The 21,284-nt window shown below is 58.2% G+C and carries 10 protein-coding genes and 2 pseudogenes; 6 read left to right on the forward strand and 6 right to left on the reverse strand.

Annotation, left to right across the window (positions count from 1 at the left end):
* Positions 1-32 precede the first annotated feature (32 nt).
* Positions 33-1,376: pseudogene (locus BXY39_RS20000) on the forward strand (tyrosine-type recombinase/integrase).
* On the opposite strand, the gene BXY39_RS08210 reads toward BXY39_RS20000, so the two are convergent.
* The 6 genes from BXY39_RS08210 to BXY39_RS08235 form a co-directional block, all read right to left on the reverse strand.
* A complete protein-coding gene (locus BXY39_RS08210) occupies positions 1,373-2,128 on the reverse strand; it encodes an HNH endonuclease (RefSeq protein WP_121938333.1) in 756 nt (251 codons plus the stop codon). The pseudogene BXY39_RS20000 and the gene BXY39_RS08210 overlap by 4 nt on opposite strands.
* Before the next feature lie 12 nt (positions 2,129-2,140).
* Positions 2,141-4,117 (reverse strand): chromosome segregation protein SMC, encoded by a 1,977-nt coding sequence (locus tag BXY39_RS08215; RefSeq protein ID WP_121938334.1) that lies wholly within the window; start codon positions 4,115-4,117, stop codon positions 2,141-2,143.
* A complete protein-coding gene (locus BXY39_RS08220) occupies positions 4,101-8,600 on the reverse strand; it encodes an Eco57I restriction-modification methylase domain-containing protein (protein ID WP_121938335.1) in 4,500 nt (1,499 codons plus the stop codon). Before BXY39_RS08220 ends, BXY39_RS08215 begins: the two co-directional genes overlap by 17 nt.
* A 2-nt stretch (positions 8,601-8,602) precedes the next feature.
* Complete coding sequence (locus BXY39_RS08225) at positions 8,603-11,368, reverse strand: DEAD/DEAH box helicase (protein ID WP_121938336.1); 2,766 nt, start codon at positions 11,366-11,368, stop codon at positions 8,603-8,605.
* Positions 11,365-16,551: a DEAD/DEAH box helicase gene (locus BXY39_RS08230; protein WP_121938337.1), complete on the reverse strand. Its 5,187-nt coding sequence runs from the start codon at positions 16,549-16,551 to the stop codon at positions 11,365-11,367. The genes BXY39_RS08225 and BXY39_RS08230 overlap by 4 nt, the downstream gene beginning before the upstream one ends.
* Positions 16,552-16,715: 164 nt before the next feature.
* The gene (locus tag BXY39_RS08235; RefSeq protein WP_121938338.1) at positions 16,716-17,936 is read right to left on the reverse strand and encodes an ATP-binding protein; all 1,221 of its coding nucleotides are present in this window, start codon (positions 17,934-17,936) and stop codon (positions 16,716-16,718) included.
* A 227-nt stretch (positions 17,937-18,163) separates the two neighbouring features.
* Here BXY39_RS08235 and BXY39_RS08240 point away from each other — a divergent pair.
* From BXY39_RS08240 to BXY39_RS08255, 5 genes and pseudogenes are all read left to right on the forward strand, one after another.
* Positions 18,164-18,604: pseudogene (locus BXY39_RS08240) on the forward strand (DUF932 domain-containing protein); the annotation flags it as partial.
* 502 nt (positions 18,605-19,106) lie between these two features.
* Positions 19,107-19,427, forward strand: a complete 321-nt coding sequence (locus tag BXY39_RS08245) for a DUF736 family protein (protein ID WP_121938339.1) — start codon at positions 19,107-19,109, stop codon at positions 19,425-19,427.
* A 153-nt stretch (positions 19,428-19,580) separates the two neighbouring features.
* Positions 19,581-19,991, forward strand: coding sequence for a hypothetical protein (locus BXY39_RS08250; RefSeq protein WP_121938340.1), 411 nt, complete (start codon positions 19,581-19,583; stop codon positions 19,989-19,991).
* 354 nt (positions 19,992-20,345) lie between these two features.
* The gene (locus BXY39_RS19310; RefSeq protein WP_170163705.1) at positions 20,346-20,489 is read left to right on the forward strand and encodes a hypothetical protein; all 144 of its coding nucleotides are present in this window, start codon (positions 20,346-20,348) and stop codon (positions 20,487-20,489) included.
* A gap of 397 nt (positions 20,490-20,886) precedes the next feature.
* Positions 20,887-21,246: a hypothetical protein gene (locus tag BXY39_RS08255; RefSeq protein WP_121938341.1), complete on the forward strand. Its 360-nt coding sequence runs from the start codon at positions 20,887-20,889 to the stop codon at positions 21,244-21,246.
* The last annotated feature ends 38 nt before the right edge of the window (positions 21,247-21,284 follow it).

Below are 21,284 nucleotides of genomic sequence, written 5' to 3' on the forward strand. Positions count from 1 at the left end.
ACGCGGAACCGGCCGGAAAGGTGCGACTTCTCATGCCAAAACTCACCAAGCGCGTCGTGGACGCGGCCGAGGTCCGAGAAAAAGATTACGTCATCTGGGACGACGAACTGCCCGGCTTCGGCCTTCGTGTCTATCCCTCAGGAAAGCGCAGTTATCTCGTTCAATACCGGGCTGCCGGTCGATCACGCCGTTACAGTATCGGTCTTCATGGCATCTGGACGCCGGACACGGCACGGAAGGAAGCCAAGGTCCAGCTTGGTAAGATCGCACAAGGGAGAATCCGGCCGAAGCCAGGCAGGCGGACCGCAACGCGATGACGGTCGGTGAGCTTGCGGAGCGCTATATCGAAGCGATGGACGCTGGCCTTGTTCTTGGAAAAGGTGGATGCCCCAAGCGACCATCGACGATCTACGTGAACAAAGGCCAGCTGCGTGGCCACATCATACCCCTCATAGGACAACGCCGTGTCCAGGACCTGACCAAGGCCGATGTGACGAAAATGATGAACGACATTATCGCCGGGAAGACGAAGGCGGTAAAGAAAACGAAGAAGCGCGGCAAATCCATCCTGCGCGGCGGCCGAGGCACCGCCAGCAAATGTGTAGGTCTCACCGGCTCGATGCTCACTTATGCCATCAGCATGGGGATCATCGAACACAATGTCGCTCACGGGATAAGGAAGCCCAAGGATCAAGTGCGAGATCGCAGGCTGAGCGAGGACGAATTTCGCGAACTTGGGCGCATGCTGAGCAAAGCGGAAGAAGACGCCGATCTCGCGTGGACCATCGGCATCACCCGCCTCTTGGCTCTAACAGGCTGCCGACGTGGCGAGGTCATCTTGCTGAAATGGAGCGAAGTGGATTTTGAGAACAGCTGCCTGCGTTTGGAAGACTCCAAAGAGAGCGCTTCGGTCCGACCGATTGGGCTACCAGCCATCGAATTGCTGGAAACGCTCCGCGAGACCAGCGACGAGCGATTTCGTCTTTCCCGGCACGCGCAGCGCGGACACCTGCGGCGGACTTCCAAGGCAATGGCGGAAGGTGTTCGGTGACTCCGAGCTTTCGGATCTCACCGCGCACGTTTTGAGACACAGCTCCACCAGCATCGCGAACGATCTCGGATTTACCGAGAGCATGATCGCAACGTTGCTCGGCCATGCCCCCCACTCGATCACGAGCAAGTATATCCACTCCCTCGATAGCGTACTCGTCATGGCAGCCGACACAGTCGCCGGTTACATACATGGATTGCTCGAAGGAAACGAGTTCAAGCAAACCGCCTATGCGTTGGATCGAACATCTAGAACACAGGCCTTGGATCGTTTCTTGGCGCAAGCAGAGAGGCGTGAACCCAACGACGAGGCAGTGGCGATTTAAGACGTGGCCTTAATTCGCGCACGGTGTTGCGCCAGTCTCGATCGGTGGTCATCTGTAAGCGGAATTTGCGAATGCCATCGCAGTTCATCACGTCCACGCTCACTAAGGTTGGGAGAAAACTCCGGCGTTCCATCGTCTCCAAACGTTACAAGCCCTCGGTCAAATGCGGCATCCCAGAGGGCCGACAGCAACAGGCCGTTGTGGACGTCAAGTCGATCTGCATCGCTTTCGCATTCGCTCCAGGGAACGATGTGTGAAGCGCGAAGCAGTGCGGGGTCCGTTATTCCCGTCAAGGGACAACGGCCTTGCCAGTAGTCCATTAGGCTCTCTCGAAAGATGTTCTGTCCGATGCGCTGAACAACCAGGCGCTCCGCCTCTGTCGAGCGTGGAAGGCCCCTGACTTTTGTCTGAAAGGTGCGCAGCGGCCTATCCGGCAAACTCGCCGCCAGCCCGTAAACCTGCGGAAGAACCTCGTATAGCTCGCGAAGATCCTCAAATTGGAAACGAGCGAGGCCCGGACCGTCGACCGACACGAGATTCAGGCGGATCTCCTCGATCACACCGCCATGGTCAAGCGCCAGGAACCAAGGACCTGACGCCCCTCCTGAGGCTAGCCAAATTGTTCCCTGCGCTGTCGTTGACTGAAACGCCGCCCATCCGTTGTCCTCTTCAAGCCGACGCCGAAAGCCGTGCCGCTCGGCCGCCTTCTGGCATTCGGTTGAGACGATGAAGGATTGTGGGCTTTCGATCATTTTCTCACAATGTCACAGGTCGCGCCGCAGAAGGCGCTCCGAGCCGGGCGCGCCCCGCAGCACCACCCGACGCCAGGGTTCACGATTGAGTTCTTGCGGCGGTTTCGTCGTGGTCGTTACGACGTACTGAAAAACAGCACCCGCAAGCTCTTCCTCTAGCTGTTTCAGAAGCTGGAAATACTCATAGTAGATCGTTTGACCCAAGTCTGCTTCACGCGGACTGTCGTGGATCAGAAACGCAGGAATGCGCGTCCGCCCCTCAATGCTTAGGCATAGGCAAGAGAGATCGAAGGCGAGCACTTTCAATGACTCAATTGCTGCCGTCCGCCGGTCTCCACCGGCTTCAACACTGATTTCAAGACCCTTGCCGGTTAAACGGATTGCGCCTTTGGCATCACCACCAAGAAAACGGCGAACAATTGCTGAGAACTTCTGCGAAATCGCACCAATGGTCTGCGCCTGCTTGTCCTCAAAGCCGCGCAGCTGCTCCCGCACACGCTGCAGCTTACCATCGGCGGAGCTAATCGTCGTCTTCGCGGTAGCAAGTTCATCGACAAGTTCTGCGCAACGTTGTGCGTCTTCGACACTGCGGGTCGCGGCTCGCCAAGTCGTATTGCGGGCGTCTGCCGCCTCTTCTAGCCGGCGCACGCGTTCTTCTGCTTGCTGAACATTTTGGATGGCGAGCGCTATCTCAGGTTTTGTACTTTCCATCTCGGTTCGCACGCCGGAGACAACTTGCTCTTGAGCCTCAACCTCTTGCCGCTTGGCATCCCACCGCGCCCGACATTGCGCAGCGTCGGGAAGCCGATGGGACAGCTTGCAACCTTCAGCCAAGGCTGCGTCGAGCGGGACTTCGCAGATCGGACAGATTGGACTTGCGGCTGTTTGTACGGCTGCAGACAGCCCTGGAATTTCGCTGCTCAGTTGACTGAGGATCTTTTCTTCCAGCGGCAGTTTCACCTCAAGACCTGTTACTTTGAGTTCCGCTTCGCGCAGCGTCGCTCTTGCCGCCTGAAGTGAGCTCCGTGCCTCGGATAGTTCGGAAGGATTGCCGGCAGGCAACTTGGCGGCGGCCGCGAGCTTCTGCTCCGCCGAAGACTTCAAAGAGTCGAGAAGAAGAGGCATCTCCGGCAGTGATGTATCGCTCAGGCCAAGATCGCGTACGAGCCCATCAACGCGGCGGGTCTGATCCCACTCAAGAAATGAGCGCTGCCGTCTCGCCTCGTCCAATTGGCCTGAGATCTCCTGTTCCTGGCGCCGAGCGGCCTGCTCCTCCTCGGTGATCGCCATGAGAAAGGCGCGCATCGCAAGAAGGCGCGGCCCTTTCGCATCCCCGCTTGCCGGCTGCGGCGCGTCGGACCCCGATGCGGGCGCGCGCCAATCCAGCACGTCATCGAAGCGGCATTCCTGATCGCGAGACGCCCAGGCGAGCGCAATAGGCCAGGCGTGTTGGTCTGGTGACAATCTCGCCAACTGTGCCGTGCCTTCACCAAGTATTGCGGCGTCTATGGCGTCGATGAGCGGCTCAATGCCGGTTGCCGCACCTTCCATCGTCGCGACGGCATCGAGATCGCCGCCCTTGATTGCGAAATGCTTGCGTTGGGCGCCAAGAGGCCGCACGACCGCCCAACAAGCTCCGTCCAGGATCACTTCGGCGCCGACGAATCCGTTCAACAAGGTCGTCGAGATCGCATCCCGCTGCACCTCGTCAGCAAAACGGGCCTCGCCGAGGCAATATCTCAGTAGGCGGCAGAACAGCGTCTTGCCGCTGCCGTGGCCGATCGCGCGCACGTCGCTGTTTGGATCATCGTCTCCGTCCGGAGACCAAACGACGTTAAGGCCCGGCCGAAGCTCTATGTCGCGGATAACCTCACCACCCGGTGCCTCCCATATCTTCAGCCGACGCACCCAGAGTCGAGGCTCTTTGAGGCCTTGCGGTACCTCTACGCTCAAAGGCGGAACCGGGAAGAGGTCATCCTGTTGCGACATTGCCGATCCAGTCCCGAATTTCTTCGGGTGCTGCCTCTATGGTCGTATCGATGTCGAGATTTCGTAATACGGTGAGCGCGAATCTAGCCCGTCCCTCTGGCCAGCCCGCTGTGTCGAAAGCGTCAAGGCCTGTTCCAGGAGCCCAGGTTCCTTGAGCCAGATCTTCGATCAGTCGGCCATTCCCGCGATGGTTCGTGATCGCTGCATTCCATCCTGGCGTCGTGCGCACGGCAAAGCCTACGACATTGCCAGTATGAGGTTCAGCCTCCTGGCCTACCAGCCGCCGCCAGTCTTGCTGATCCTGACCGGCAAGTAGCGACGTTAGTAAATGCGGCTCAAGCATCATCACGGCGGCGAGACGGATAGTGCGGATCTCTGTTGGCTCATCAAGCGATTTCAAAATAGCCGCAAGCGCAGCGGTCGGATCATGCTGCGGTGACGGCGCTGCCCGAGCCCAGATCGCATCGGACAGTTGTTCGAGCGGCGGGAGTTGGATGGGTTGGGCGGCCGAAGGCTTTCGGGATTCATCCGCGTCATGACAAAGGCTGATATCGGCAGGCGGCGGTGATAGCGGCGTCTGGTAGACTACACCTTCGGCTTTGGCATTTGCCATTGCATCGTAGGCTTCAAGCACGAGACGTTTTGTACGGAATTCACCGTGATCACGCTCCTCGTATTTTCGGAGAACGGTGAAGGAATCTAAAACCCAATCTGCTTGATCTCTATTGAGCCCATATATGTGCAGCATCACTGCATCGACTTCGGCTTGGATGGCTGCTCTGCGGTCTTCATTCCATACGAATGGTGGGTGATCGCGACCAAGCTCACCACACAATGCTAAAAGCTCATAGTTCGTGTAGAATAGTTCGAAGGCGCGAGGCAAAATCCAATTGCTCACTGAATCACCCAGCCACGAGATGGATTCCGAAAGCGTAGCTCGGTCCAAAACCGCTGCCTGCTCCATCACGAAGAAGGTCATTGCATTCGTTTTCTGGCGCACTCCATAGTCAGTGACGAGGCTGCTGAGTACCGACGCGAGAACAATGCGTTCCTCGACCGGATGATCGCAGATCATTAAGGGGGCCTTATGCCCAGCTGCCGTCTTGGGAATAATTGTTCCCACCAAACTTCTCTCAGACGGTCCGAGATCTCGCCAAGTGAAAAACCAATTGTGCGCCGCATCACCCGAAAGGGCCGTCTCAGTGAGGGTAGCGTCCACCCAGTATCTCGGCTGAATCTGGTAGAGCGGATCCGCATGCTGTTCTGTGGTCACTCTTGGAAGCACGCCCTTATTTGCCTGCTTCTGAGTTTGGTTTTCATAGGTCCCGTAGCGGTGATCGAAATGCCAGAACATTTTCCCCTCATAGAGAGGATAGACTTGCCTTCCATCGGTAAGCACTGCGAGCGCGCCATGGCGATCTTCAATCAGTGGCGCGATGTCCTCATGGTCTCTGAACAGCCCGGAATCCCCCGCCATGTGGAACATGGTCCGGAATGTGAGACGCCAATCATTTCGAACAACAGTATTCCCATCCTTCTCGATGAGGATCGGTGCTGCGGTATGAATCGCGGCAGTGACTTTGGCGTCTGTGGTCCAGCGAAAGGCGGGCAGATTGAGCGTGTTCGGATTGATTGCTCGAATTTCATCGACGGTCAAGGCATAGCGCTTCTCAGGATCGGCGATTTCTGCGGGCTGGCGGATGTGCGCTGTAAACCACGGCTGCTCGATCCTTACGTCCTTTCCCCCAATGGTCAGTAGGCCGAACTTCGTTTCATTATGTACGTCCTTGAAAATCCTGTCTTCGTTCTCGAAGCCGTAGAAAGAGACAAGTGCCTTCTGCGAAAGCAACTGTCGTAAAAACTCTCTGTAAGTGAAACCTACAACAAGCCCGTTCGGAATAATCAAACCTGCGCGCCCAGACGCGTGTAGTGCTTGCCATGCCAAATCAGTGAACACCGCGTAGGTGTTCACATCTCCCACGCCTCCGCGAGGAAAGCGACCAGATTCTCGCATGAAGTGGCTTTCGACTGCGGCGCTTCGCAATGCCTCCTGCCATTCTCTGGCGAGCAGAGGATTCGTTTCATCCAGCTGTCCAATCAATCTCTTTCGCGCAGCAGCATTCCTCGCCGTGGCGATGTCCTGATCCTTCAGAGCAAAGAATTCCTGCTCCTGTAGTTTCACACGCTCCCATGGCGGATTGCCAAGCACCACATCGAACCCGCCGCGCTGCATAATGCCCGGGAACTCCAGCGGCCAGTGGAAGGCGCGGGCCTTACGGGCGGCGTCGATGGCGTCGCCGAACAGCGGGCCGAAAAGTTGCACACCCCGCAGCCATTCCCAGACCGCACCAGAAGTGGGCACCGTCTCCGCACCCCGGCGCGGCAGGCCGTCCGGCCCGGCATGAGAGTCGTCTTTCGTCTTTGGCAGGAGGAAAGCCGAGATATAGAGATCACAGGCCGTCTCCAGCGTCCAAGCGGCCGCCCCCTCCGCCGTCAGGGCACGTAGCTTTTCTGCTTTCGCTTCGATCTGCCGGACGGTGTTCTCCGGCATGGCGCGAAGGCGCACGAACTCGCGCATGAAATCCTGCTGGCGGTTGAAGCCAAAGCCGCTGGCGATTTTCTCCCGCTCTTTCACCTCGCGCTTGTTCTTCTCGCGGTAGTATTTGGCGACGTCCTTTTCATCACCGGTCAACGGCTTGTAAGCCGCATCGGGAATACCCTCTTCGAGAACGGCAAGATCAAAAACGCCGAGCAGTGCGTCCCCGCAGCGGATCTGCGCATCGAAGAAGCCAAGCGGCAGGCCGGGATCGACAGTCTCGATCCAGAGCGCGACCTTCGTCAGCTCCACCGCCATCGGATTGCGGTCGACGCCGTGAATGCAGGATCGCGCCACATCGCGCAGGGCATGACGAAAATCTTCCTGCGCCGGCGTGCCATCCGCTCGGATGCGGGCGACGCGCGTTGCAATCCGGCGAGCGGCCGCGAGGAGGAAGTGTCCAGACCCACAGGCTGGGTCGATGACGGCGAGGTTCAGCAGCGCAGCTTCTGGATCGTCCGCCTCGGCTTCGGTCTTGTCGAGGACAGGATCGAGCGCCGTGTCGAGCAGCGCCTGAACGAGACTGTCGGGCGTGTAGTAGGAACCCGTGGTCTTGCGCTGATTGCCCTTCTGCTCGGCGGCATCGGACGCGAAGACCAGCGACTTACCGTCATCACCCAGTTGGGGCTGGAGTTCGAGCAGGGATTCATAGACCGACCCCAATTCCTCGGTCTCCATGGCGCGCCAGTTGACTGGCGACATACCGGTTTTCCCCTTAAGCCATGAGAGGCGGTAAAGCGCTTCCATGAAGGCGCGGTTGCGCAGCCTCGCTGTTTCGAGGTTCGGCAACATGTTCGGCGCAAAGAGCCCGCCAAGCGCGGGCAGCGCCAGTGCTTCCTGTCCGCCAGCCAGAGAACGGAAGACGATCTTTATTCCCTCATAGCGGTCATGGTGGCGGTCCCAGGTCGCCCCGCGAAAACACTGGGCGCGAAGATGGGCGAGGCTGTAACCGTCCGCGTAGAGCTTGCGCGCCTCCGCACGGGAACCCTTGGAGTGCAGAAGGTTTCTGTCCTCAGCGACCATCAGGAAGATCAGCCGGTAGACGAGACGCAGCAGTTCGTTGAACCATTCCGTAAGATTCCGCTCGCCGGCGCTGAGTTCCTTCGCGAGGTTGGGATTGGCCTCGAGGAAGCCCGATCCAAGAACGTTGAGTGCGAGTTTGACCTGCGCCGCGAGCCGGTCACGGGCGACTTCGCCTTCCTTCGTCCCGGTCTCCCGCCAGCGTTCCAGCGCGCAGTCTGTGGCGGGGGCACCTGCATTGCCAAAGCGGCTGCGGTGAATCAGCAACCAGAGCAAACCGAAGGAAGCGGCGTCCTCATTCGAGAACATTTGGGCAAGGTCGGCCTCGATGAACGCCAGGCGCGTGAGAGAGGCATTGTCCCGCATGAGGCGAATGACCATGCCATTGGTCGCGAGGCCCCAGAGCGCGTCATCCCCTTCGTTGAGGTAATCCTGCAGCGCAAAGGCAGGCGAGCGCGAGCGCTCAACGGAGAGTGTCGGGCTGCGCCGGTCGAGGCGCTCTTCATCCGGCGGCACGACAATGACGGGAATGCGTTTGCCGCCTGCAAATAGAGCGATCAGACCTTCGCCTTCTTCGACATCATCAAATGCGAACGTTTCCTTCAGGAAGGCCTTGATGAAGCGGCGCGTGGCGTCGGCAGAGGGATTGCTCAGCTTGCTGAACGCATCAAAATGCGATTGGCCGACCCGGAAGGCGCTGGAGATGTCTTCGCGAAGCGTCAGTCCCTTGCGGACGCCATAATCCTCCGGGTTCTGTTCGGGCGCAGTACGTTCATCGATCCGCGCCAGCATTGCGGGCGCGATCAGATTTCCTTCGAGAGTGATCGACGGCCAGGCGGAGAGGTCTGTGACAGGACGGCGGGCCATCCTCAGGCTCCGTCCGGTATCAGAACGAAGAGCCCGATGACATCCGGCGGCAGCACCGGTTCGACGCTGACCCTGGAGGCGGACCCTGCAGCGGCGCGCAGGCGGGCATGGTCTTCGGCTAGTTCGTCCGCACGCTGCCTGATAAAGTCGGCCAGTGGACCCGCAAGCATCATCGGCAAATCGGCTTTGGCCGCATCGGATAGCCTCTTGCGTGCAATGTCAGCTAGGTCCGCTGTTGCCGGTGTGCCGAGCCACTCCCGAACTGCGTTTCCGGATGCAACGATCTCATCGCCCTGTAGGGCAACAAGCGCAGCTTCTTCAGCGAGGAGCAGTCTTTCTTTTCTGGCATGAATGGTCAGCTTGTATCGCAGACGAAGCAAGGCAATGCGCGTCAGCACGGAGACTGCTGGCGTTGGCCAGGCGCCGACACGGCCAATCCCAAGATCGGGCAGTGACTCTGGCTCAAGGGAGGCTTCAAGGAGGCTTTCCGCCAGCGAGGACGTCAGGGGATGGGTTCGCGTCAGAAGACTTGTTCCTGAAGGCGCAGGTTCGGCGGTGGCAAGCCTCACCGAGTCCCTTAGCCCCCGCTGATCCAGTTTTTCTTTCAGACTTGGCTCCAGGGCATGCACATGCGCGAGATGGACAGTGCCCTTTTTCTCGAGCGGTACACCGAATTTCGACATGGCCCGGTCAACAAACATCCGCGCGTCATCCGGTGAACCAAGCAAGTCTTTCACCTTGTTCCATTCTGGAGCGACTTCACCGGGCTTCATGGCATTCTGGGCAAATCGCGCGCGCGATTTCTTTTCATTCTCGCTGGCATCGCGCCATCGCGCTTCGATGGCGCGCATGCCGTCTTCCAGACGTAGGTCGAGCGCAAGCTGTTGCTGGCCACCTCGGCGCAGCATCATCGACGCCATCAATGCATCTGTAACGGCTCCACGCTCTTCAGGGAGGGGAACCGTGACTCCGGTCGCTTTTCGGATTTCTTCCGCTTTTCGCAGGATGACGTCCAGAACAGCGCCGTCAATGGCGCTGTCCGGCGAGAACATCATGATCGAGCGGACGAGTTCAGTGGGCTGACCAAAGCGGTCAACGCGGCCCTCTCGCTGCTGATGGCGTGTTGGGTTCCACGAAAGATCGTAGTGAACCACTGTGTCAAAGAGTTGCTGGAGATTGATACCCTCGGAGAGGCAATCAGTAGCCACAAGAATCCGCTGAGCGTCCTTCTGCGAATCTTCAGACGCCATTTCGGCGACACGGTCACGCCGCTCATCCGGTGTCAGCTCACCAGTCACGGCCTCCACGGTGAGTTTGCCAAACGCTTTGCGAAGCCGATCCTTCACATATTCTGCGGTGGCCAGGTAACGGCAGAATACGACTGGATTCGTACCGCTTTTGATCAGAGGCTTCAACGCGCTCACGAGTGCATCGATCTTGGGGTCCGGTTCCGAAGCAAGGCTTGACGCGCGATCCATCAACGCGAGCAACTCAGGATCAGCGTAAAAAACAGTTCCAGGCTCCAGATCGACAGCGTCTTCCTCATCGCCGTCCTCATCAAAAATCTGAGGCTCCAGACGTTCACTCTCATTGCTGGCGCGGTTTCTCAGTGCACTGAGCGCTGCGGCCGGTGAGGACCCAACGCAGCGCATCAGCGCAAGTGTTCCCCAGAACGCTAATCTTTGATCCCGTCTTTGGTTGCCGGCGCGCGAGACGACTCCCAGACAATAGTCGATGACCGCCTCTTGGAAATCGAGATGCGGTCCCGTCAGCCGATAGGAAAATTCCGTCGTCTGATGTTTTGGAAAGGACCGCGTCTCGTCCCAATCCCCTTCAATCAAGTCCACACGTCTGCGCTGAACAAAATGCCGTGCGAGACGCTCCCGATAGCGAGTATTGTCGAAGTTTGCGCTCGCGAACTCCTCATCAATCAGTGACAGGAGCCGCGCGAAAGCCTCTTCATCGCCCGAATGCGGCGTGGCGGTCAGCATGATCAGGCGACGATTGGCGTCCTTTGCTAGCCCCCGAAGGAGATCAAAGCGCTGCTGCTTACCCTTATGGGTTCCTACGCAGGCGTGAGCTTCATCGACGATGACAAAGTCAGGACAGGCCCTTGCAAACCCGTCCCGCCGCTTCTCCGCCTTGATGTAGTCGAGACTGACGACCGTAAAGGGAAAGGCGTCAAAGAGTGTTTGCGCCAGAGGCAGATTGCGTTCGAGCCGTGTCGCTGTTCCCGAGGTCACCGGAACCGCATCGATCCCGAACCGATCCTTGAGTTCAATGAGCCACTGATCCACCAGATGCGGTGGACAGAGCACGGAGAACGAATCCACCTCGCCCCGATCCATAAACTCCCGGAGGATCAATCCAGCTTCGATGGTTTTTCCTATCCCCACATCATCAGCGATCAGCAGCCGCGGAACCTGCAGCCTCAGGGCCATAAGCAAAGGGACGAGCTGATAGGTGCGAGGCTCGAAAGACAGATGAGCAGCCGATCTGAACGGGCCTGCTCCGCGACGTAAGCTAAGCCTCAATGCATCGCTCAAAAGGGCGGCCTTGGCTTGCACAGTGGGCGTAGCGTCTACAGGCAAGTCAAAGCGGGCCGGTTCAACCGTCGTTAGCTCGAGGTCAGGGTTCAGCAGCACCACGTCGTTTTCGTTGCCGGACAAAGGGCGAAGCGCCAACACATCTCCGTCTGGTGGCGGCAGTGCGACCCACTCCCGTCCTCGCGCACGCACGAGATCGCCTGGCGAGACATTGACCCTCATGCGCCGCCTCCCAGCAATTCAACCAGCTCTGACGGAAGTCCCTCACTCGGACTTGAGGGCAGAGATACCAGCTCCCACCCCTGGGCTTGAGCCTGTTCGGCCAGCGCATCGGTGAGAGGCTTCAAGGTCGCCGCGACGCGATGTGTTTTCCAGCCATATTCGATCGACGCTTCTCCGATTTCAAAATGCAGCGCATCTGGTTCCGGCAAGTTGGCGGCCGCGAAAGCGCTCATCCAGAGATACGTCGCCGCATCTGGTTTTGTCTTTTCCTGGATAACTGTCTCGCCGCGAGCGAGATCCACAAGCAACTGTTTCACTTCATCGCTCGCCCGGTCGATCTGTTCATGATCGGGCTGATTAAAATATGAGAGCAGGCACCGATAACAGCCTCTGACGCACGCTTCATCGTCAGCGACCGTGAGCAATGTCGCATCGCCATCGCTAATCGCCTTCTCAATGTTCTCGAAGTGCATCAGCTCCAACGCTGTCCTCGCCACCTCAGCAATCGCTTTGGGGTCATCGATCAGACGGGTCAGGACGCCTGCGCCGCCCTCGGTAGCCTCATACGCCAAAATCGCCCGGCGATTATCGCGAGCCGGTAGAGGCTCGCCCAGCACTTCACCTTCCTCCAGCTGGTAGACGACTTCGATACCCCTGAGCAGGGCATGCTGTAGTGTAGTGATCGTTTCAGGTGCATAGGCTTGTGGCTCTTTGATCCGGACGAGAAGTGCATTCTTGTGATCACGGACAATCGGCACAATGCGGACTGGCTTTACAACGTCTGGTGCTGCGTCTGTTTCCGCGTCTTCATCTTCGGACTTGGCCCAGTATCCGGTTCGGGGATCAATGTAGAAGCCAAAGACGGTTTGGTCGCGACGACGTTTCAGGCCTTTGTTCAACCGACTGATTTCAGCGCTGTTAGCATACTGAAGCGCCAGCAGACTTGCGTCTCCACACCGATAGTCGGCCTCGGTGACCTGAATTTGTCCCTCCTTGCGCGGCCATGAGAAGACCGTTTGAATGTCAAAGCCCTGCCGCACACGCTCTTCGTCATTTGCCGAAATGCGCTCGGTCGGCATCGCCTCTACATTATCGATCCGAAGAGTCCGTTTGATCGGCACTTCGCTCGCCATATGCGCATTGCAGCCATGGCAACGCTCGACCTCACCTTCATGGCAAGCGCCGCACTCCTGACAGATGAAGATATCCTTTGTCGCGAGTTCTGTACCGTCCCCGCCCCGCGCCTCAGGAGGGAGCTTCGCTTTCATCACGCGGTAGGCGCGGCCCTCATGATAAATTAGACTCCGTGGGCCAAACTCGGAAATGGCGAGAAACCGGGCGCGCGACAAAAATGACCCGGTTTTGTCTTCACCCGGAATAAAGGCGTAGAGTGGCAGACGCGGAAAATTATACCCCGGCAAAAAGCCCTCGGTTGCCAGATACCGATAGGAGTAGAAATCCGAACCATTCGATGCTTTGCCTTGCTCGAGGATGGTAATCTGATCACTGGCCTGAATTTGCGCAGACTTGATCTTCCGCCGGTCAGCTCCAGAGAGTCCCGTAATCTCTGATCGCGCATTGGCCTCGGAAAGTTGACTGCGTGCCGACTTATAGAGTTCCCGCCATCGGCCAAACGCCTGATCAAACGACTTCGGTGCCTCCATGGCCACCCTGAGGACGAAATCATCGGCATTGTCCATCCAAGTTGGCAGCACGCCGCCATCAGCTGCAAGAATCGCCTTTAGGACCCGTTTCATTGGCCCCATGGCCGTCGAGACGAGTGATGGTTTGCTTATCTCATTCAGTATGTCCTCTTTGAGCGGGAAATTCTCCGTCTGAAGATCAAGTGTTTCTGGAATGTCCGGGGACAGGGCGAGCTTCGATTCTGCGAGCCAGACAGCATGAAGATGAGAGCGAACGAGCTCTTCATTTGTAATGTCGAGCGCAGGTGGCCTCACAACGCCCGCGACCATATCGTTGCGGCGCTCGAAGAAATACTGATCGTGTGGTGACCCTGAGGCGCAATAGGCGACCACCACGGCAGCCTGACCCGAGCGCCCGGCACGTCCCGCGCGCTGCGCATAGTTGGCTGGGGTTGGCGGCACGTTGCGGAGGTAAACGGCGTTCAGTGCTGAGATATCAACACCAAGCTCCATTGTCGGAGAACAAAAGAGCGCCGGCAGGAACTGGTCTGACTCACCTGTGGCCTTTATCTCAGTCCTGTAGTCAGAACCCTGCAGGTTGGTCTGGTCGTCGTTCTCGAACCGGAAGCGCCATTCGCGCCATTCGCGTTGCTTTTGAGATACTTGCGCGGTGTGTTCCCGGCCTTCCAGCCCCCAATAGGCGCTCCTCCCCAAGGCGAGATCGCTCGCAATGGTGAGATACAGGTTATGGAAATACTCGTTTCCCCGCGCAGCCGCGTCCTGGAGTGCGGCACCGGGCACAAGTCGGACAGCCGACGGTGTGAGCCGCCAGCCCATGACATTGGTGTCGATCTCGACGGGAACAACGAGGCCTTCATCGGACAGAAGTTCGAGAAGACGTCCGAGGAAATCCAGATAGTCGTTCTTGCCAAGTTTTGTTCCGATAACGCTCTTCTTGTTGATCAGTCTGGCGATACGAGAATTGTGTCCTGCACGGAGGAGCGTTTGCTCCTCGCGTAGGCTGACAACGCCCTTGCCGGGAGCGCGCTGTACCAGCGAGGACCGCCCACGCGGCTTCTCCTTGCTGTCGATTGCCCAGGGTGAGCGAAGCAGTGATCGGGATTTCTGGGCCACACCGTCGAGGACGGCGAGGTCGAGAGACTCTGTGTTCACGGCGAGACCAGCGAGCATTGCGTTGAGCAGTTCTTTCAGGAGCTTCTGTCGTTGGTCGGCTGACACATCTCCCAACTCCGGAAGCACCGTCATCATCCGTTCGCGGTCGTTGGCGATTTCCTCCAGACCGGCAAACCGCACGTCGATCAGGTTAAGGACTGAGAGGCTGGGGTTGGTGTAACGCCAACCGCGGCGAAGATCTGTCCAGACCCGATGAGCAAGCACTTTGGCTAGCGCGCGCTGCGCATCCTCGCGAATAACCGCGCCTGCGGACGGGTCCAGCATCCAATGAACCCGAGCGCCCGAATTGGAAGAGACAAAGCCAAGCGCTTTGACGACCCTCAGACCAAATTCATCCTCGCTGAGGCCATCATCACCATCATCAAGTATCGCCCGCAATATCGCGCCGCGCAGAAGACTGACAAAAAGAAAGTCGTTGAAATGACCAGACTGCAGCGCAGCGTCCTGACGGTTGTCCGTAAAGCCAAGAAGCTTTCTTTTTGTCTCCGGAACGCCACTCTTGGCCGAATTCATCCATTCAAGGGCGCTTGAGACCAACAGTGTCGTCGCCGAACTTCGGCCTTCACCGGACAAGCCTGCAAGTTTGCTTCGCTCCCGCATGCCTTGATTGGGTTCGTCCTGACAGCACAGGCAGAACGCGAATTTCCCGGGTACAAAAAAGAACTCCCGGCCACCTGAACCGTGACGCCCGTCTGACTCCACAAGAAATGACACTGGAGCGCGCGGCCTTCGATAAGATCGCAGTCGCTCCACGCCATTGTGTTCTTCAAGCCAGCTTTCTGGATATGTGGTCAGATCGCCATCGAATATAAAATCGGCGTCGCTATCCGGCACGGGGCAGAGATAGCCCGCAACTTCTGATCCGTCTTCTGACTCAAGTGGCGTATCGTCGATTCCCCGCGGAAGAAATCTTGTATGTCCGTCCTCATCCGATTTCGTCACGACATGATACTCGTGACCGCAATTCCTGCAGAAACGTGTTGGGTAAAGGCGATTGCCTGGTGCACTGGGGTCTTCGAGCTGCCCCTCAAACAGAACCGTTCGGGGCTGTTTCGTCAGGGTGGTGAAAACTTCACCTGCGCCCGAGATGAAGCGGTGAAGTTTGAACGCGAGAAAGGCTCGGTCACCGCTTCCGCCCCTCTCGAATTCCGGCAGGCTAACCCTGGTCAGAAACTCCTGCAGCACAGTCCTGCACTTTTCAGAATCCACTCCACTGTCTGCCACGAGGCGTTCAACGGCGTCCATAAAGGGAATTGGCTTTTGCCTTTTGAGCTCAAGGCCATCATCCAGTCCGAGCGCAAGTTCGGCCCAAACCGCAAGCGGATGCGTTCTTAGCGTGGCGTCATCTAGTGTTTCGGGAAGGCCGTCCCCCAGCACCGTTGACAGCGAAGCGACAGCATCCGCTAGGGTGATTTTGTCGTCGGTTGCGCGCTGAAGGGACTCATCGATGACTGCATCCGGACCAATCTCAGCGCCAAACAACCGAGAGGCGACCCTTGCAACAGCAACGGCCCGACTTTCTTCTGACCCTTCAGACGCCATAGTCGCGGAAGTGCCGATGCAAACAGGGGGCTTGTCTGGAGCGCACCGGTCGCGAAGACGCCGCACGAGAACAGCAACGTCTGCACCTTGGCGTCCTCTGTAGGTGTGAAGCTCATCTAGGATTATGAATTCCAGACCGCTTGCGTTCTCGACCACTTGGGCGTCCAGCTGGTCCTGCCGTGTCAGCAGCAGTTCTGCCATCATGTAGTTGGTAAGCAGAATATCTGGAGGACTGGCGGCGATCTTCTGGCGCTCCTCCTGACTTTCCTGTCCGGTATATCGCTTGATCACCGGACGGATGTCGTCCGGAATGCCCGACTGGCTGATGAACTTCTCGATCTCCTTTAATTGGCTATTTGCCAGAGCGTTCATCGGATAAACGATGATCGCTCTCGTGTTTCTTGGCTTTCCTGATCGCAAAGCCCGAATAATCGCGTCCACCACCGGCACAAAGAAGCACATGGATTTGCCAGATCCTGTGCCGGTTGTAACAACGAAACTTTTGCCTGCTTTCGCCTTGGCGATGGCTTCGGCCTGATGCCGATAGAAGGTCATCGGAACGTCGCCGAACCTGAACACTCGCCCTGTGCCTTCATCAAGGTCCCCGGAGGCAACAAGCTCATCGACGTTCCGGTCGGAGCGATAGCTCGGGTTAAGAGACAGCAGCGCATCAGGCCAAAACCGTCCAGCATCATACTGCGCATCGATTTCGTTTCTTAGATCATCCGCGCGTATCACTGTAAAAGAACGTGAAAACCGCTCATACGCGCTGATGAGATGGCCATCGAAATCAAATGCCTTCATCTTGATTTCATCCCCTAAATATCTGACTTCGCATCAAAAGCCATTTCTTGCCACCGTCTATTTTTTCATAGCAGGAGTGATCGATGTGTATACTTTTGATTGAGAGTTGCGGAACCCATAGTTATTTGGCACCACCACTTCATTGTAGGATTTTTCTATTGAGTTCACCTCCATAGAGTGGAAATCGGCGCGGCCACCAGCCCATCACCGAAGGGCACAACGTCTTGACCGTCATAGAGAACGGCACCGCATGCAAACCGGTCGCCGCACGCCTTAGCGAGCGCCCGTAGGCCTCTGAAATCCCCCGATTTAACTGTGGCGCTCGCCTTGACCTTGATCGCAGCGATCTTACCATCGTCGCGTTCCAGGACGACATCCACCTCACGCGCATCACGATCTCTAAAATGATACGGCGTCATCTTCAGGTCCGATGCCGCCATGAGCTTCAAGACTTCCGAGAACACAAAGCTCTCGAGAAGCGCACCGAACGTTCCTCTATCGGCCTCTATTCTCTCGGCGGTAAGGCCCCGAACGCTGGCCAGCAAACCAGAGTCGATGAAATGCAGCTTTGGCGTCTTGACGATGCGCTTCAGCGCATTGGTGAACCAGGGATGCAGGGTTGCGATCAGAAATACCTGCTCGAGCAGCCCGACATAGCGCTGCCCCGTCTTGTGACTAACATTGATGCCGGCACCTAGCTGAGAGCAGTTGACCAGTTGCCCAGAATGTTCGGCCAAGAGACGCACGAATTTCGGAAGCTCTGTAAGCTTTTCCACATCCGCGATGTCGCGAAGATCGCGCGTCAGGATCGACGTCAGATAGGAGCGCGCCCAGTCCTGTCGGCGTCGTTCGCTCGGCCGGGCGATAGTCTCAGGAAAACCGCCGAACAGGACGACATCGACCAGATCGTCGCCGACGATGGCGTCCGGCTGGGCTTGAAGCTTTCTTTCGTAAAGACGTTCAAGAAAGCTTGGTTGACAGCCTTCGATTTCTGCCCGCGCCAGGGGCAGCATCTGCAGCGTCTCCATCCTGCCCGCAAGGCTGTCAGCTATTTTGGGAAGGGTCAGGACGTTCGCCGAGCCCGTGAGAAGAAACCGGCCAGGACGATAATCGTCATCGACGGTCTTTTTGATGGCGAGCAGCAGATCGGGCGCACGCTGGATCTCGTCGATGATGGCTCGGTCCAGGCCTCGAATGAAACCGGCAGGATCAGACTGGGCTGCTTCTAGGACGGTCTGATCGTCGAGTGTAATATAGTCCCGACCTTCCTCCTGCATCTTTCTCACCAAGGTGGTTTTGCCGACCCGATGCGGTCCGACAATCAAGACCACAGGTGTGTCGGAAAGCGCTTCTTCGGCCTGTCGTTCTAAAAAGCGTTGAAACATGCGATCTCCGAATCCTCGGCAATTTGGAACTATTGTATCCGGCCAATTGGAAGTCAATAGGCCGATATTTGGGAATGAATGGACCGCAGCCTGGGAGCGTGGCCAGAGACGACAAGCGCCGGAAGGCCGAACAGGCAAGCCCAAGAGTGAGAGGCCTGCGGCCGTCGCCGTGACGGGTTTGGAGGTCGAGAGAAAGGCTCTCGGGACGCCCGTCATGGAGATCAGCCATGACTGCAATCGAGATCATGAACGGCCGCCCCGAGAGCGGCGGCTACAAGGTGGATATGTCCCGCAGCGGCCATGAAGGCCGCGTGTCGTCCGAATGGTTTTCGCGGCCTGACGACGAGAAGTACCTCTCATTGTCGGACCTCTACGCCTCTGTGAAAGGCCGCGCCGAACGGAGCAAGACGCGTACGGTCGAGAGCGCGGCGATCCGCGTCGAAGCCCATTGCGACGATCCAGAGCGGCTCGCGCTCGTCCTGCCAGACACCGAAGAGCCGGTCGCGCCGACCCATTGGAGCTTCGGCCAACTTGCGAGTCTCGTGGGCGCACCGGCGGCCTATCTGCGCCGGCTTCCGGCCCCACTCGCTGGCATCAACCTGCAATACGGCCTCACCAACCACCGCGCCGAGCAGGTGAAGACAATGGAGGTCGGCAACGGCCGCACGCTCAGCCATCCGTTGCTGCTCGGTTACAGCCGCCACAGATCGGGGCTTTCCGCCCATTAAGCTCTCATTGCGTCTCCTTCTGAACGCCAGCCCTCAGGCCGCATATCCCTTCATTCCCCGCCGCCGCACATCCCCGTCCAGCCGCTCCGTGTCTCCTGTCATGACCTGGCCTCCATTCCCATCTTCGCCGCGAGCGTGCCACGGCCTGTCCTCCCGCAGCCAACAGCCAAGATGTGTTTTTTTCTATGACGCCCCGCCAAGCGGGTTCCCGCGCCACCGGCGGGACAGCGCGCTTGCGCGCCTGATCCCTGCCGCCACCGCGACCCGTCTAGGCGTCCCGCCCGAAATAAACACATCTTGGCTGCTCTCCTCACGCCTTTGCGGTGCGCCGGCCAAAAGGCCGGCGCCCGTCTTGCCAGGGCGCTCGGTGACTGCCGGACAGGCCGCAGCCCGACTGTTCGCGTCGAGGGAATAGGTCCCCGGCATAACGAGGAGACGAAAAATGGCGAGTGAAGTCGGATATGTAGAGCAAACCGGTGAGAAGAATTTCCGAGGCGTTCTGAAGCTGCTGACCTATCAGGGCGAAATCGAGTTCGTACCCTGCATCAGCGAACGTGAAAACGCCCCTGAGATGCTGGTTTACAGCCGTGGTGTGGAAATCGGATCGGCCAGCCGCCGCATCGGCAAAAGCTCCGGCAAAGAGCATGTGTCCATCGCGCTGAAGCATCCGCAGATCACCAATGGTAGGCCCGTCCTGTTCGCCAATTTGGGCAAAAAGCCCGATCAGGACGATGACAGGGTCTTTTCCATCATCATGAACTGAGCCCCCGCCGGGCACCGCCAAGGCGGTGCCCGTCCAAAGGCCCGGCGCCCTCCCCCGCGCCGGGCCTTCTTTCATGCTCGCCTTTGGGCCCAAACCGATGGATAGAGCCGTGGCAGTCTTTTTTTCCGGGCCGCCACTCCCTATCTCTGTCCCATGGTAAGCTTTTTCCGTCCCTCCATCACCACGGCGCTCAAATCAGGCGGTTTCGTTACCACAGCCCTGTACCTGCCCCTCGTCATGCACGCCCTGGCGGACCTGATCATCCCCACCCTCTTCACCTGTCTGGCCACGCTGACCCTGCTCAGCAGCAGCCCCCTCACCAAGGCCGGACTGGACATCATGCGGGTACGCCTCACACAGTTTTCCCGTACAGTCCAATTCGGCCTTGTCAGTCTGTCCGTTATCCTCAATCTCGGCCTATTCGCCACCATCAGCCTGTTGGGTATCCTTCAGAATCTGCACCCCGATGGTGTCCGCCTGGCCGCCGCCATCCCGGCCATGGCCTTCCTGCCCGCAACCGTGCTCCTGGTATCCAGACCCTTCCTCAAAAACCCCCGCTGGTGATATTGAAAAGGCCCTGCGAGGCCCTGACGGGCACGTCCCTAAAGGGACCGGCTCTATTGCGCTAGGCGGTCCTGCCGCCAAGCTCCACGGAGCCCCGGAACGGGTCTCCGCCCATACGGGTGACGATCCTCGTGCCGCACGCGGCCAGGACAATGTCCAGTTGGCCTTCTCCCTCAATCCCCCAGCCTAACAGACGCCGATGGAAGACCGTCAAGGATCGCCGCCGGTCCTGATTTTCCTAACAGGAAAATTGGCCCGCCGCCGCCCGCTGGCGCGGCGCTCGCGCGTCCCGGACAGTCTGATCGACGCCCGTCAGGCAGGGGGCCTTGAGGTTTCAAACCAGAGGAGGTTCTCATGGACTTTATCGTGCACATCCCGCGCAACACTTTCGAGCAGATGTTTCCCGAAAATCTGTTTGACGACGAAGACCAGGAAATCGACACCCTGTCCCGCGACGAGATTGCGCCGGAAGACGACCCACTTGCACAGGATCACTAAGGGGCTTCGGCCCCTTTTTTGGTCGCAGCATCTCAGTCAATCAGGACGGTGGCCTTCGGCCTCTCGGGATAATGGGGCTACCAGGAACGCGAGACGTCCCTGTCCGCTCTTTATTTGCTTCATGACGGGAAGGCACAGCCTTCCCCGCGTTGCCCCTCACCAACCAGCTTACTTCATTTGGCGTGCTTTCCGTCAAGCGTAATGACGGTCTCCACGCTGACGCGCGGACCCTCCGAAATTCCGTTTGACGCGCACGCAAAATGAACGAACGGCCCGGCAAGGTGCGGCCTGTCGGCCGCGCTCCTCTGTTTGGTTTTAGGGCCGCTCGGCGCTGGCCAGAGGGTCAAGCCGGAAAGGAAGAAAGTATGACACCGGCTGAAACATGAGGAGCTAGACAATGCTGATTTATACGATCACCGTTTCCGCCATGACGATCAGGGCCGACAGCACTTATCCCCTCGGCGAGTCTTTCAGCGTCAACTACAGCATATGCGCACCCAGAGCTTACGACGCCTGTCGTGAAGCACTCACGCAAGCAAAACTGGTCTGCAATTGGGGACCCAATCAACTTATGGGACCGGTCTATCTGGAAAGGTTCATGACCGTGAGATGTCCCTCATGCGCAGATTACAAGCGGATTGTAGCCGTCCCGGAAGACTTCACCAAAGAACGCATCATGAAAGACTTTTTCGGCACCTTAATCGATTTCATTCAGCGCGCCTGCATCCAGAGCCCGGAACCCGATGAAGTGCCCTGAACCGCCACGAGGAAGGGGCATCAGCCCCTTCCGACTTT

The sequence above is a fragment of the Eilatimonas milleporae genome (assembly GCF_003688555.1).
Taxonomy (GTDB): Bacteria; Pseudomonadota; Alphaproteobacteria; order Sphingomonadales; family Kordiimonadaceae; genus Eilatimonas; species Eilatimonas milleporae.

Bases quoted from the DNA above. Each gene is read 5' to 3' on its own strand.
- BXY39_RS08210 (WP_121938333.1), bottom strand. From the start codon at position 2,128: ATGATCGAAAGCCCACAATCCTTCATCGTCTCAACCGAATGCCAGAAG.
- BXY39_RS08255 (WP_121938341.1), top strand. From the start codon at position 20,887: ATGCTGATTTATACGATCACCGTTTCCGCCATGACGATCAGGGCCGAC.
- BXY39_RS19310 (WP_170163705.1), top strand. From the start codon at position 20,346: ATGGACTTTATCGTGCACATCCCGCGCAACACTTTCGAGCAGATGTTT.
- BXY39_RS08230 (WP_121938337.1), bottom strand. From the start codon at position 16,551: ATGAAGGCATTTGATTTCGATGGCCATCTCATCAGCGCGTATGAGCGG.
- BXY39_RS08245 (WP_121938339.1), top strand. From the start codon at position 19,107: ATGGCGAGTGAAGTCGGATATGTAGAGCAAACCGGTGAGAAGAATTTC.
- BXY39_RS08250 (WP_121938340.1), top strand. From the start codon at position 19,581: ATGGTAAGCTTTTTCCGTCCCTCCATCACCACGGCGCTCAAATCAGGC.
- BXY39_RS08215 (WP_121938334.1), bottom strand. From the start codon at position 4,117: ATGTCGCAACAGGATGACCTCTTCCCGGTTCCGCCTTTGAGCGTAGAG.
- BXY39_RS08235 (WP_121938338.1), bottom strand. From the start codon at position 17,936: ATGTTTCAACGCTTTTTAGAACGACAGGCCGAAGAAGCGCTTTCCGAC.
- BXY39_RS08220 (WP_121938335.1), bottom strand. From the start codon at position 8,600: ATGGCCCGCCGTCCTGTCACAGACCTCTCCGCCTGGCCGTCGATCACT.
- BXY39_RS08225 (WP_121938336.1), bottom strand. From the start codon at position 11,368: ATGAGGGTCAATGTCTCGCCAGGCGATCTCGTGCGTGCGCGAGGACGG.